The following is a 13,220-nucleotide window of genomic DNA, read 5'->3' as shown; positions in this document are numbered from 1 at the left end:
ACCGGTCCGAGGGGCGGCCACGGCGCCTGCATGGCGGTGCCTACACGACGGCGCCGTCGTCGTCGTCGTCCTCCCGGTGGGACGGCAGCCGGAACATCAGGTAGCCGGCGGAGACGACGAAAACCGCGATCATCGCGATGATCGCCGTGACCGGTGCGTCGCGCCAGAACAAAGCCGCCAGCAGCACGGCAAGCGGGCCGCCCAGCGCACCCGTCCAGGCAAGCATCAGTGCGGGTTCGACGCTGGAAAGCGGCGGAGGCTCTGCCGGGACAAAACCCTCATCGTCGGGCCAGGGGTCTTCTCCCGCATAGTCGCGCGGGCCTCTCGGAGCTCCTTCGTTTGGATCCGTGGAGGGACCGTCGGCAGGGGTTCGGGAACCGGCATCGGTGCCCGGGCCGGAGTCACGAACGCCGGGCCCGCGCTCCCGACGGGACACGCCCAACGGGTCAAAGTCAGAGAAGGACGAGTAATCACGTGGTTCCGGGATTCCCGTGCCACCGTCTCCTGCGGCGGCCGATCCGCCGGATGAGTCGTCGGTCAGTCCTTCCGGCGAGTATCCCTGCGCGGACGGGCTTTCCAGCCGCGCCACGAGATCGCGCCAGACAGCATCGTCGTCGTCGTTCGCGCTGGGCCCGGACGGGTTTTGCTCTGGTTTATTGACCAACGGAATGCTCCCGGAAAAAGGCTGCGGACCCTTCGAAGATCTGCGCGGCGTCGTTGTCCATGGTCGCCACGTGATAGCTGTTCTCTAGTCGAACGACTTCGTAATTGGTGCTGCCGATCCGGTCACCGAGGATATCCATGCTGCTTTCCGGGACGACCCGGTCCACGGAGGAGCGGAAAACGATCGTGGGCGCCTGGACCTGCCCCAACCCGGCCACGGTGTCCTTGAAGAGGGCGGACAGCTGGTGGACCGCCGCCACCGGGGTCCGGGCATAGGCCCCCTCGTCCACGTCGGTCATTTTGATGTCATTGCCGATGGCGGGGACACTTTTGACAATGTATTTCAGCAGGCCGGAGTATCTGGCGCGTTTGTCCGAAAATGTCAGTCCCGGATTAACGACGGCGACCCCGGCAACATGGTGGTGCTCCGCCACGCGCAGCGCCAGCGCACCACCCATGGACAGCCCGGCGGTAAAGACCACGTCGCAACGGTCCGTCAGGTCCAGATATGCCCTTTCAAAATCGCTGTACCACCGGGTCCAGGGGGTCTTAGCCAAGTCCTCCCAACTGGTGCCGTGCCCGGAAAGCAACGGCAGGCTGACAGCGAATCCCTGTCCGGCAAGGTAGTCGGCCCAGCCCTGCAGGCTCACCGGGGAACCGGTGAAGCCATGACTGAGAGCTACGCCCACCCGCGCCATGGCTCCGTGTCCCGGGCTAGTGAAAACCATTGCCGCAGACGGGAACAAGGAGATCAAAATCCCCGGCACCAAGTGTGATCGTCATAGGGCCATGGTGTCACTTTTCCAGCCTTTTCTCACTAGAGTAATGTTTTAGCAAAAGTGCCGGTCAGGACAGCAGCAACGGCTGCGCCCGTGCGCGAAGGCACCAGAAGGGAAACCCCGCGTGTTCTATTGGGTGATGAAGCGGATATTCATCGGTCCGGTCCTGAAACTGGTGTTCCGGCCGTGGATCAAGGGTTTGGATAATATTCCGGCGGATGGGGCAGCCGTGCTGGCCAGCAATCATTTGTCGTTTTCAGACTCCATCTTCATGCCTTTGATGGTCCCTCGGCCGGTGGTTTTCTTGGCGAAATCAGAGTATTTCACCGGGAAGGGCATCAAGGGTAAGCTGACGGCCGCGTTTTTTCGTCTGACCAACCAGCTGCCGATGGACCGCTCAGGTGGCGCCGCGTCCGCTAACTCGCTGGAATCCGGGCGGCAGATCCTGCACAACGGCGGCCTGCTTGGCATTTATCCGGAGGGTACACGCAGTCCCGACGGCAAGCTGTACCGGGGCAAGGTCGGCGTCGCGAAACTGGTGCTCAGCGCCGGTGTTCCGGTCATCCCGGTGGCCATGATCGGAACGGACAAGGTGCAGCCGATAGGACGCAAAATTCCCAACATCCGGCGCATCGGCGTCATCTTCGGTGAACCGATGGATTTCACCCGCTACCAAGGCCTCGAAAACGACAGGTTTGTCCAACGATCCGTCACGGATGAAATCATGTACGAGCTCATGCGCCTGTCCGGTCAGGAATACGTGGACGCCTATGCCAGCACGGTGAAGGAGAAGCTTGCCGCTAGGAAGGCGGGGAAAGACGCGGTGGATTCCAAAGCTGCCGCTGCCGTCCGGCTGCGGGCAGCGGGAGGCAACGCGGTCAAACCCGGGGCCGTGACGGTGATCGGTGGAAGTCCTCCAACGCCGGGCCTGGGCAAGGACCCGTCTGACAGGCTCCCGTCGGCGGAGAGGCCGGAGAAATCCGTGGCGGTTCCGCCCTCCGTCGCTGAAGCAATTCTTCGAGCCGAGGATGGAGACACCGGAGCCCGAGCGACCGCCGGCCACGATGCGGCTTCGTCCGTTCCACCGAAGGACCGTGCCACCGGCGGGGGAGGAACCCCTCCTTTAAGCGGGCCTCCGGTGGGCTAAGCGGGTGTCCGGTCCGCTAAGCGGACGCCGCCCTTCGGGCGCGGTATCCCGCGTCGGCATGCCCGGCCTCGCGATGCACCGTCAGGGTGCTACGCCGGTTTTGTGACGGCTGATTCCCCTTTCGTGACCGCCGGCCGTCGTCGTTCGCCCACAAAAGCAACTAGGCTTAAGACGTGACCGATTTATCAACGCCCGCGCCGACTGTTCCGAACCATGGGGCTGCGGCCGCCGCTGCGGTGCCCGCAGCGACGGGCGGATCCGCCGTCTATCCCGGACTTGACAGCTGGCGTCAGCTGCCGATTGCGCAGCAGCCCTCATGGTCGGATGCCTCGGTATACGAAGCGTCCGTAAAGGAGCTGTCGATGCTGCCGCCGCTGGTCTTCGCCGGCGAGGTGGACGATCTGCGCGACCGCTTGGCGCAGGCGGCCCAGGGAAAGGCATTTCTGCTGCAGGGCGGCGACTGTGCCGAGACCTTCGCCGCGGCAACGGCGGACAAGATCAGCGCCCGGGTGAAAACGATCCTGCAGATGGCGGTTGTGCTCACCTACGGGGCATCGCTCCCGGTGATCAAGATGGGACGCATGGCGGGCCAGTTCGCCAAACCGCGATCCTCCAACGACGAAACCCGTGACGGCGTCACGCTGCCGGCCTTCCGCGGAGACATTGTGAACGGCTTCGAGTTCACACCGGAATCCCGCGCCCATGATGCATCGCGGATGCTCAAGGCCTACCACACCTCTGCTTCCACCTTGAACCTCATCCGGGCTTTCACCCAGGGCGGTTTCGCGGACCTGCGTCTGGTCCACCAGTGGAACAAGGGATTCACCGAGAACCCCGCCCATGCACGTTATGAGTCGCTGGCCAAGGACATTGACCGGGCCATCAAGTTCATGGCGTCCTGCGGAGCCGACTTCGAGGCGCTCAAACGCGTGGAGTTCTTTGCCAGCCACGAGGCCCTGCTGCTGGACTATGAGCGCGCCCTGACCCGGATCGACTCACGCACAGGCCTGCCATATGACACCTCCGCGCATTTCCTCTGGATTGGTGAACGCACCCGGGGGCTCGATGCCGCGCACGTGGATTTCCTCTCCCGCGTCCGCAACCCGATCGGCGTCAAACTTGGCCCCGGCACGTCCGGTGACGATGCGTTGCGCCTGATCGACAAGCTCGACCCTCACCGAGAGCCCGGGCGGCTGACCTTCATCACCCGCATGGGTGCGCGCAACATCCGGGAAAAACTGCCCCAACTGGTCCAGAAGGTGACCGATTCCGGGGCCCAGGTCCTCTGGGTGACGGACCCCATGCACGGCAATACAGTTACCTCGCCGAACGGTTACAAGACGCGTAACTTCGATGATGTCATCGATGAGGTCCGGGGCTTCTTCGAGGTGCACAAGTCCTTGGGAACATTCCCCGGTGGCCTGCACGTTGAAATGACTGGCGACGACGTTGCCGAGTGTCTGGGCGGCGCGGACCCGATCGATCAGGAGGCTTTCCTGGAGGGTTATGAATCGGTCTGCGACCCACGGCTGAACCACAAGCAGTCGCTGGAGATGGCGTTCCTGGTGGCCGGAGCGCTGTCCCACCGCTCATAGAAATCCGCCGCACTGCTCAGACCACGGTGAGCGTGATGACGGAGCCTTCGGGAACGTCCTTGTTCACCGGGCTCTGATCGCGCACCGTGCCGAAGAACCCGCCCAGGATGTTATTGACCTTGACCTCGAAGCCCAGCTGCTGGAGCCCATGGACGGCTTTGTCGACCTGCTTGCCGATGTAACTGGGCACGCTGACCATCCTGGGACCCTTGGACACGGTCAGCGTCACCGCGCTTCCCTTGGCCGCCGTTCCGCTGGCCGGGTCCTGTGACACCACCGAGCCCGCCGGGATCTGCTTGTCGAAAACGGTGTCCGGGGCAACCTGCGTGGTCAGTCCCAGGTCCGTGAGCGCCTTCTGGGCCGCCTCCTTGGACTGGCCGACGACGTTGGGTACCGGGACCGGCGTCGGCCCCTTGGAAACCACCAGGTTCACCGATGTCGCGCCGCGCTGCTGCGTCTTTGCAGCGGGATCCTGGCTCAGGACGATGCCGGCGGCCCGTTGTTCGTCATATTGTTCCGTAACCGTTCCAACGGCCAGTTTGGCGTTACGGAGGGCCACCGTGGCCGCCTCCAAGGTGTCGTCGGCCAGTGCGGGAACCGGATACAGCACCGGCCCTTTGGACACCAACAGAGTCACCGGGAGAAATCTCCGTTGCTGCGTCGCGGGCCCCGGATCGCTCGTCACCACCAGGCCCTGTTGTACGGTCTCATCGTTGACGTCCCTGCTGACGGAGCCGAAACCTTGTTCCCGCAGCAACGCCTGGGCCTGCGCCACGGTCCTGTTCTGCACATCGGGGATGGCGGCCAGGGCACCCGGTCCCATGCCGAAGAACCAGCCGGCGCCGGCCGCCAACAGGGCCAGCACCAGCACCATGATCAGCCAGATCATGCCGCGGCGGCGTGGCCGGCCTCGGCGCAGCGTCTGCAGCGGGCGCTCGGCGGCGCGGATGCGGGCCTTCTCGGCCGTCCGTGCCGCCCGCTTGACGTCACGCCGGCGCGGCACGGGGACCGGCGCGCTTCTTTCTTCCGGCGGGTAGAGCTGCCCGGCGTAGGGGTGCGCCGCGGCATGGGGTTGAGCCGCGGCCGGTCCTGCCGGGGCGAGGCCGCCGGCCGGCATCACCGTCGTGTGGTTGACCCCAGTACCAATGAATTCGGTGGGCTGGGATCCGGTATGGGACCGGCTCCCATCACCGGCCCCGACCGGCATCAGCGTCGTGTGATCGGCGTTTGAGCTGGAACCGGTGGGCCGGTCGATCGCCTCGGTCCGGGCTTGTCCCATGGCCGCCGCCGGGAGCCGCGGTGCGGTGAAGTCCAGTTCCGCATCGCTGAGCGTCGTGCGGATATGGCGCAGATCCTCCAGCAGCGCGTGGCCGTCCGCGGGGCGTGCCTCCGGATCTTTCTCGGTGCAGCAGCGCACCAGCTCATCCAGATCCGGGGAGAGGCCGGGCAGCTCGGCGGAGGGCGGTGGAACCGGCGTGGTCAGGTGCTGCATGGCCACCCGGATCGGGAGTTCGCCGGTGAAGGGCTGATGGCCGGTGAGCAGCTCGTAAAGCATGATGCCTACGGAATAGATGTCGCTGCGGGCGTCGGCCGGTGCCCCGTCGACGAGCTCGGGGGAGAGGTATCCGACGGTGCCGATCAGCGTTCCGGTGTTTGTCGTCGTCGTCACCGCGCGGGCCAGCCCGAAATCTCCGACCTTGATCCGTCCGTCGTCGGCAATCAGGACGTTCTCGGGCTTGACATCGCGATGCACCAGCCCGGCCGCGTGTGCGGCCCCCAGTCCCTCGACGACGGCGTCCACGTATGCCAGTGCCAGCCGAGGCGGCAGAGCTCCGTGTTCGTGCAGCACATCGCGCAACGTATGGCCGGGGATGTATTCCATCACCAGATATGCCAGCGGACCGTCGTTGCCCTGGTCAAACATGCCGACGACGTGCGGGTGCGACAAGCGCGCCGCCGCCTTGGCTTCCCTTCCGAGCCGGTCGAGGAAGTTGCTGTCCGTGGCCAGATGCGGATGCAGCACCTTCAGGGCGACGTTGCGGTCCAACCGGAGATCCGTGGCCAGATAGACGGTGGACATGCCGCCGCGCGCGACCTTCGACAGGACGAGGTAGCGGCGATCGACGGTGCTGCCCACCAAGGGGTCAGCCGGAAGTTCTTGCACCCTTCGATCTTAGGCGGTCAAACGAAGAGGACCGGAAACAACACCCGTTCCGGCCCTCGTCGTTATCCCCGCGCGGCGCGGGGGAATTCGCTTTAGCCGAACGTGGCCTGGTTTGCCTTCACCGACTCAACGTAGTTCCGTGTGTCCGGGTACATCCCGTACAGGGTGACCGAGTACTGACCCTGGTAGTACCCGGCGATGGCATTGTCCAGGGAGTCACTGGTGGAGACCAGCGCCCGAATGATCGCCACACCGGCAGTGACATTGTCCTGCGGATCCAGCAGGTTCAGGTGGCGTCCAACGAGCTCGGAGGCCCATTCCCCGGCCTGCGGAATGACCTGCATGGCGCCAATGGCATTGGCGGGGGAGACCGACTGATGGTTGAAGCCGGATTCCTGCAGGGCAAAGGCCAGCGCGAGTGAGGGATCTACGCCCATCTGGCTGGCGGTGCCGGCAACGATTTCCTGGATCTGGGCCCGGGACGGGACCGGAGCCGCCATCAGTGCGGCCTTATTGACGTTGGCCTGGGCCACCACGGCCTCGGGGTAGGTGTAGTGCAGGAAAGTGCTCGGCACGAGTTCCGTGGGCGCAGCACTGGAGGCCGCGGCGACCGTGCCGGGCAGTGCGATGCTCTGACCGGGGTGGATGATGCTGTTCATCGTGAGGTTGTTGGCGGAGGCCAGCGCCTGGACCGTGACACCGTTACCCGCCGCGATGGCGGACAGCGTGTCTCCCGCCTTGATCAGGTAGTTCGCCGAACTGGACGGGGAAGCGGCGGGGGCGGCCGCGGCGGCGGCGCCAAGCTTAATGCTCTGGCCGGGGCGGATGATCGAAGCCGCGTTGAGGCCATTGAGGGACAGTACGTCGCTGACCCCGAGGGAGTGGGCAGCTGCGATGGCGCTGATGGTATCGCCGGCCTGAACGGTGTAGCTGTCGACGGCGGCGGTCGGCGTGGCTGCATGAGTCACGGTAGCCGGTGCGGCGGGGGCCGTGCCGGTCAGCGTGAGCTTTTGGCCGGGATGGATCAGCGAGGCCGCTCCCAATTGGTTCACATCAAGCACTTGGCTGACGTCCAAGTCGAACCGGCCCGCGATGGCACTGACGGTATCACCGGGTAGCACCACGTAATCGGCCGGGGCGGCGGCCTTGGCCGGCGCGAAGCTGGCGGGGATGGCCGTGGCGACATTTCCCGCTGGCAAGTGGGCGTACCGCGCGGCTGTGATCGCCGACATGGAGGCCACGGAGCCCGTGCTCATGGCCGGAGCCGTACCCGGCGCAGCGGCTGCCGGCATTGCCAGAGCGAGGGATGAAAGCATGACCACAGGAAGGGCTGCAGTGGTAACCACGGCCAGCTTCCTTACTGATTTCTGGCCCGGTCGTGGCGCATGTGCGGGAGTCATGAAATTGTTCCTCAACGTTGATGGGGGAGGTGCCAGTGTTAATGAGGTGGCCTCCTGTTAACTTAGTTACAAAAGTGACTAATGTGAATTTACACGAGAATTCTTATAGCACAATCATTTCCAAAACCGGGGAGCGGGCTTGCATGGAGTGTTGCGGCAGTGATATATGCCCGCCGGACCGGTGACCGCCAGGAATAGGATGGCGGTCCAGGGATGTGGCACGCTTATGGGGTGAACAATGTGGAGAAACTAGTCAGCGAATGGTTGCCCCTGCCCGATGTCAGTGAGCTGCTGGGCGTTTCGATCACCAAGGTCCACAGCCTGCTGGAGAGCCGGGCGCTGTTGGCAGTCCGGATCGGCGAACGCAAAATCCGATCCGTCCCCGCTGCATTCTTTGTGGACGGGAAGATTCTTGACAGTCTGAGGGGCACCTTGGTGGTACTCGGCGATGCAGCGTTCAGCGACGAAGAGGCCATTGCCTGGTTGTTCACCGAAGATGATTCCCTTCCGGGCCGCCCGGTCGATGCGCTGCGCGAGGGACGCAAGACGGAGATCCGCCGCCGCGCCCAGGCCCTCGGCTGGTAAACGCGGTCTCCGGCGGTTGCGCTCCGTGCGCACGGCGCCCTGGCGCCTTTGGCTCGCGGCAGCGCCGGCTTACGACTTGCGCCGGACCGCTGCCGTAGCCAAGGCCCGCAGTGACACGACCGGTCCCGCGGGAATATCCAGGGCAGCCAGGGCCGTGTAGGCGATGTCGCTGTAGTTCTCGATCAGCGACTCGGCCGCGGCCAGCGCGCCGGAAGCAATCATCACCGCCCGGATCTGTTCTATCTCGTCGTCGCTGAGTTCCTGCCTGCCCAACCGCTCGTCCACGAACTGCGCTTCTTCCTCCCCGGCAGCTGCCAGCGTGAGACCGACCAGGACCGTCCGTTTGCCTTCGCGTAGATCGTCCCCGGCCGGCTTGCCCGTTGTTCCGGGGTCGCCGAAGACGCCCAGCACATCATCACGGAGCTGGAATGCCTCGCCCAGCGGTAACGCGAAGGCTGAATAGCCGGACAGCAGTTGCGAAGGCGCGCCCGCCAAGGCTCCGCCCAGCACCAGCGGATGCTCGGTGGAATACTTGGCACTTTTGTACCGGATGATGGACTGCGCGCGCTGCACGGCGGTTCCCGCCGGTTTATGCGGGCCGGAAACCTCCTCCAGAATATCCAGATACTGTCCGGCCATCACCTCGGCCCGCATCAGATTGAACACCTCGCGCGCCCGGGTGCCGGCCGCCGTCGGCGCTCCTATCGACGCGAAGACTTCCTCGCTGAAGGACAGGCACAGGTCCCCGGTCAGGATTGCCGCCGCGTGACCGAACCGTTCCCCGTCCAAGGACCAGCCGTGGCGCTGATGCAGTTGGCTGAACTGCCGGTGTACGCTCGGGCCGCCGCGCCGCATGTCGGAACGGTCGATGATGTCATCGTGGATCAGCGCGGCGGCCTGAAACAGCTCAAGGGCAGCTCCCGCCGTGACAATTTCGGCGCTAACCTCACCGCCGCCGGCACCCCGCCAGCCCCAATAGCACATCAGGGCACGGAGGCGTTTTCCGCCGGTGACCAGATCACGGATGGAATCCAGCAAAATTACTGTGTCGGGGGAGATGGCGGAGAGCAACCCGCGTTTGGAATCCAGGAAACCGGCCAGTTCCCGGGCAACGCCGCTGATGAAGAGTTCCTGCTCGGCCGCCTGGCTCTCCAACTGCACGCTGTCCCGGCGCGCTTCGGTGCGGCTGCTGGCGTCGGCACTCACTTCAGCGACGCGGGGAGAACGTTGGCGCTCACGGTGAAGGTGAACCCGGAGCCGGATGGGACCACGGAGACCTGCACGGTTTCCGTCCCGTTGGCTCGGATAAAGTCCTTGGCAGCCACCGAGCCGACGGCGTCACCGGCCAGCGCGGTAAAACCCTGATCCTGGAACGCTTTCGTGTAGAAGGCGATGACATCTGCGCTGGACGCGGTCGTGGACGCGGTCAGCGACGCCGTAGCGGCGGTATTGGTCTTAGTGAAGCTCGACGCCGTGGCCTTGGCCCCGGGCATAACCGGAAGCAAGCCGGCGGGAAACCCCTGGACGAGGGCACCGACCGTGGCCGTCGTGGTGGCGGTGGGTGAGGCGGAGCCGGATGCCGAGGAGGACGGCGTGGGGCTGGCTGACCCGCTCGGGCCGGCCGGCGTCGTGCCCCCGGCGCTGGCGGGCGAAGCGGGGCTGCTGCCCGATGCGGGCTGACTTGTGGCGCCGGATCCGGTGCCCGGGCTGGTGCAGCCGCTCAGGAGCAGCCCCGCGGCCAAGGCGGCGGCGGCGGCCAGAGCAGGGGCCCGGTTCCCCCGGACGGACGGCCGGTCCTTGGAGGCCGTATCTGCCCGTTTGTCCTTGGAGGCCGTATCTGCCCGTTTGTCGGCCTGACTCGGAAATGCGGGTCCGTTCAACATCACTGGTTTCCTTAAATGCGGAGGTGTCTGCAGCAGGTCATTCCAGTTTAGCCATGGCGCAGCAAACCGCGGCACGGGCTCCGGGAAGGACGTCCACACCGCCTGATGGGGCAGGCAGGGACAAAATGTCAGTTCCTGAACCTAAGATGGCAGGTGTGGAGGCAGATCAGGGCGGTGGCGGGAACCAGGACCGCAGCAGCCACATTATGCATGTGGACATGGACGCGTTTTTCGTCTCGGTCGAGCTGCGGGATGCTCCCCGGCTGAGAGGCAAGCCCGTCATCGTGGGGCACCCGGAGGGGCGCTCGGTGGTGCTGTCCGCCTCCTATGAGGCGCGTGCCGTCGGGGTGCGCTCGGCCATGCCGATGTCCGCGGCCATCCGGATGTGTCCGGCGGCGGCCATTATCGAGCCGCGGCAGGCACTGTATCGGGAGGTCTCCGTCCGGATCATGGAAATCTTCGACTCGATTACGGATTTGGTGGAACCGCTCAGCGTCGACGAGGCCTTTCTCGACATCGCCGGTGCCATACGACGGCTCGGGCCACCGCTGGAGATCGGGGCGCTGATTCGACGGCGAGTCAGCGCGGAGCTCGGGATCACGGCCTCGGTAGGCATTGCGTCGACAAAGTTCGTGGCAAAGATCGCCTCCACACGTTGCAAACCGGACGGGATGCTGCTGATCCCCGCCGCGGACACCGTGCGGTATCTGCATACACTGCCGGTACAGGCCTTGTGGGGAGTTGGGGCCAAGACCGTGCAGGTCCTCGCCAGGCTGGGGGTGCACACCGTCGCAGACGTGGCGGCAACTCCGCTTTCGGTGCTGCGCCGCGTGCTCGGCGTCGGAGGGGAACAGGTTCACCGGCTCTCGCTGGGCATTGACCCGCGGCCGGTGACCCCCGTGCGGACGGAAAAGAGCATCGGAGCCGAAGAGACCTTCGCAGTCGATACGCCCGATGATGCCGTGCTCAAGCGCGGACTGCTGGCGCTGGCACACCGGACCGGGGCGCGGCTGCGGCAGTCCGGGCTGCTGGCGCGGACCGTGTCCTTGAAGATCAGATATGCGGATTTCTCCACGGTGACCCGGGCGCGCACGGTTCAGACGCCCGTCGACAGCGCGCAAATACTCTATGCAACCGCCGTCCAGCTGCTTGAGTCGTTGGGACCGCGGCCCATGAGCGTGCGGTTGATCGGCCTCCGGGCCGAGCAGCTGGAAGTGGCCGGCCAAACGTTTCTGCAGCTGAGCCTGGACCGCCGCGATGACAACTGGCGCACGGCAGAGGCAGCGTTGGACGCCGTCACGGCCAAATTCGGGTCGCAGAAGATTGTGCCCGCCCGGCTGCTCGAACCGGGGCCGGACAGACCGTCGTCGAACCGCCTACCTCCACGCAACGGTCCCGGCTAGACTCGGGCTCCGCGCCTGTTCCCGCGGCTGTTCCCGCGCCGCAGGCAAGGGTTTCAGTTCTGTGAAATCAAGCCTATTCTTAAGGCACGGAGTTATCTAAGGACGGCTTCGCCGGAAGGTGTCCCGCGGCGGCGGGAACTAACCACCCGGCGCCGCTCGTTTGAAGAGTAGACGCCAACGGCAAGGACCTGAAGGAGGTCGAGATGCCCCTTTCGGAGCACGAGCAAAGGTTACTGGATCAGCTTGAGCAGCAGCTGCATGCGGAGGACCCTAAGTTTGCCCACACATTAGGGTCGGATCCCGCCAACTCATTTTCAACCAGACACGTGGTGATCGGCGTGCTGATAGCAATTGCCGGCATCATGGTGCTGCTGGCGGGAGTGGCTTGGCAAATAATTCCCTTGGGCGTGGCTGGGTTTGTGGTCATGGGTGCCGGAGTCTACGTCGCCACGCTGCGGCGCGGATCTCCCCGGACCGCCGATACGGGCTCTGCTGCCGGACAGACCAGGAAGCCCAGGAGTTCCTTCATGAGCAGCCTGGAAGAACGCTGGGATGAGCGCCGGCGCGGCCAATAGGCCGGAGGCTGCTCATAGGACGGGCAGCTGGTGTCGCGGCCGGAAGCACTGACTGCAGCCGGCCGCGTTGACCAGAACGCCGGGGAAGAATACAGCTGAATACTGACTCACCCAATGAAAGACCCGCAGCCGCAGGTCTTTTTTTTGTTTAACCTGACTGAGAGTAACCTGCTCGAAGCCGTCGTTTCCCTCCACCTCCCACCAGGTGGCGACATCGACGGGATGGTGCGGATTCCGGCCGTGAAACACCTCGACTACGGACGTGTTGGCGTTGACCGTGGGGGATTGTGGAGTAAAGTGGAGCTTGTAAGAGGGTAGTGGCAACGGGGGACTACAGATCCCCGCTTCAACAAGGCGGTAGAGATGTTTCTCGGAACACACTCGCCGCGTCTTGATGAGAAAGGCAGGATATTTTTGCCGGCCAAATTCCGCGAGGAACTGGCCGACGGGCTTGTCCTGACGAGGGGCCAGGAGCGTTGTATTTACGTTTTCAGCCGCAGTGAATTTGAAAGGGTCCACGAAAGAATGCGCCAGGCTCCACTTTCCTCCCGTCAGGCGCGCGATTACGGCAGGGTCTTCCTATCGGGGGCCTCGGATGAAGTTCCGGACAAGCAGGGCCGGGTCACCATCCCGCCGGCATTGCGGACGTATGCCGGACTGGGACGGGAACTGGCCGTTATCGGGGCTGGCGACCGGGCAGAAATCTGGGATGCCACGGCATGGGAAGAGTACCTGGGGGAGAAGGAGAACGCGTATTCCGAAACGGACGAAGAGATCATTCCCGGCGTCTTCTGAGCCGGCGCTACCATCGGTCGATCACCAGCACGAAACACAGACACGGATTCTTGAACAAGACCTCCAGCCGCCCGGCACCAACTACCTGGCTCACCTTCCCCGGTGCCAGGCAGGGACAGCCCGGCGCGGATGGGGATCTGGCTTAAGAAGCCGTCTGCTGCACAGCAGGACGAGCACCGAAGAGGCGAGCACCGAATAGACGAGCACCGAATAGACGAGCACCGAATAGAC

The 13,220-nt window shown here is 64.7% G+C and carries 11 protein-coding genes and 1 pseudogene; 6 read left to right on the top strand and 6 right to left on the bottom strand.

Going from position 1 to position 13,220, the window contains the following annotated elements; genetic code table 11:
- Positions 1-40: 40 nt before the first annotated feature.
- Both QMG52_RS12905 and QMG52_RS12900 read right to left on the bottom strand, forming a co-directional pair.
- The gene (locus QMG52_RS12905) at positions 41-664 is read right to left on the bottom strand and encodes a hypothetical protein (RefSeq protein ID WP_283560799.1); all 624 of its coding nucleotides are present in this window, start codon (positions 662-664) and stop codon (positions 41-43) included.
- Complete coding sequence (locus QMG52_RS12900) at positions 654-1,361, bottom strand: alpha/beta hydrolase (RefSeq protein ID WP_283560833.1); 708 nt, start codon at positions 1,359-1,361, stop codon at positions 654-656. Before QMG52_RS12900 ends, QMG52_RS12905 begins: the two co-directional genes overlap by 11 nt.
- A gap of 205 nt (positions 1,362-1,566) precedes the next feature.
- On the opposite strand from QMG52_RS12900, the pseudogene QMG52_RS12895 reads away from it, so the two are divergent.
- Positions 1,567-2,247: pseudogene (locus QMG52_RS12895) on the top strand (lysophospholipid acyltransferase family protein); the annotation flags it as partial.
- A 515-nt stretch (positions 2,248-2,762) separates the two neighbouring features.
- Entirely contained in the window at positions 2,763-4,184 is a 1,422-nt protein-coding gene (locus QMG52_RS12890; RefSeq protein WP_502920521.1) for a class II 3-deoxy-7-phosphoheptulonate synthase, read from the top strand.
- A gap of 16 nt (positions 4,185-4,200) precedes the next feature.
- Here QMG52_RS12890 and QMG52_RS12885 read toward each other — a convergent pair whose 3' ends face one another.
- Positions 4,201-6,348 (bottom strand): protein kinase domain-containing protein, encoded by a 2,148-nt coding sequence (locus QMG52_RS12885; RefSeq protein ID WP_283560798.1) that lies wholly within the window; start codon positions 6,346-6,348, stop codon positions 4,201-4,203.
- 92 nt (positions 6,349-6,440) lie between these two features.
- The gene (locus tag QMG52_RS12880) at positions 6,441-7,694 is read right to left on the bottom strand and encodes a LysM peptidoglycan-binding domain-containing protein (RefSeq protein WP_349361715.1); all 1,254 of its coding nucleotides are present in this window, start codon (positions 7,692-7,694) and stop codon (positions 6,441-6,443) included.
- A gap of 267 nt (positions 7,695-7,961) precedes the next feature.
- On the opposite strand from QMG52_RS12880, the gene QMG52_RS12875 reads away from it, so the two are divergent.
- Entirely contained in the window at positions 7,962-8,333 is a 372-nt protein-coding gene (locus QMG52_RS12875; RefSeq protein ID WP_283560797.1) for an Rv2175c family DNA-binding protein, read from the top strand.
- Between the two features lie 69 nt (positions 8,334-8,402).
- Here QMG52_RS12875 and QMG52_RS12870 read toward each other — a convergent pair whose 3' ends face one another.
- Both QMG52_RS12870 and QMG52_RS12865 read right to left on the bottom strand, forming a co-directional pair.
- Positions 8,403-9,494 (bottom strand): polyprenyl synthetase family protein, encoded by a 1,092-nt coding sequence (locus QMG52_RS12870; RefSeq protein ID WP_283560830.1) that lies wholly within the window; start codon positions 9,492-9,494, stop codon positions 8,403-8,405.
- A gap of 41 nt (positions 9,495-9,535) precedes the next feature.
- Positions 9,536-10,216, bottom strand: coding sequence for a hypothetical protein (locus tag QMG52_RS12865; protein ID WP_283560796.1), 681 nt, complete (start codon positions 10,214-10,216; stop codon positions 9,536-9,538).
- A gap of 146 nt (positions 10,217-10,362) precedes the next feature.
- Between QMG52_RS12865 and dinB the strand changes: the two genes are divergently transcribed.
- The 3 genes from dinB to mraZ all read left to right on the top strand — a co-directional run bounded on the left by dinB (position 10,363) and on the right by mraZ (position 12,989).
- Complete coding sequence (gene dinB / locus QMG52_RS12860; protein ID WP_502920523.1) at positions 10,363-11,619, top strand: DNA polymerase IV; 1,257 nt, start codon at positions 10,363-10,365, stop codon at positions 11,617-11,619.
- Between the two features lie 203 nt (positions 11,620-11,822).
- The gene (locus tag QMG52_RS12855) at positions 11,823-12,194 is read left to right on the top strand and encodes an SCO2097 family morphological protein (RefSeq protein ID WP_283560794.1); all 372 of its coding nucleotides are present in this window, start codon (positions 11,823-11,825) and stop codon (positions 12,192-12,194) included.
- 363 nt (positions 12,195-12,557) lie between these two features.
- Entirely contained in the window at positions 12,558-12,989 is a 432-nt protein-coding gene (gene mraZ, locus QMG52_RS12850; protein ID WP_283560793.1) for a division/cell wall cluster transcriptional repressor MraZ, read from the top strand.
- The last annotated feature ends 231 nt before the right edge of the window (positions 12,990-13,220 follow it).

Source organism: Paenarthrobacter sp. PH39-S1, from assembly GCF_030063245.1.
In the GTDB taxonomy this organism is placed as follows: Bacteria; Actinomycetota; Actinomycetes; order Actinomycetales; family Micrococcaceae; genus Arthrobacter_M.
The sequence above is the reverse complement of the archived record's forward strand: the minus strand, read 5'-3'. Positions and strand labels throughout refer to the sequence as shown.

Coding starts and splice junctions, on each gene's coding strand:
- QMG52_RS12900 (WP_283560833.1), bottom strand. CDS start 1,361: ATGGCGCGGGTGGGCGTAGCTCTCAGTCATGGCTTCACCGGTTCCCCG.
- QMG52_RS12875 (WP_283560797.1), top strand. CDS start 7,962: ATGTGGCACGCTTATGGGGTGAACAATGTGGAGAAACTAGTCAGCGAA.
- QMG52_RS12865 (WP_283560796.1), bottom strand. CDS start 10,216: ATGTTGAACGGACCCGCATTTCCGAGTCAGGCCGACAAACGGGCAGAT.
- dinB (WP_502920523.1), top strand. CDS start 10,363: ATGGCAGGTGTGGAGGCAGATCAGGGCGGTGGCGGGAACCAGGACCGC.
- QMG52_RS12855 (WP_283560794.1), top strand. CDS start 11,823: ATGCCCCTTTCGGAGCACGAGCAAAGGTTACTGGATCAGCTTGAGCAG.
- mraZ (WP_283560793.1), top strand. CDS start 12,558: ATGTTTCTCGGAACACACTCGCCGCGTCTTGATGAGAAAGGCAGGATA.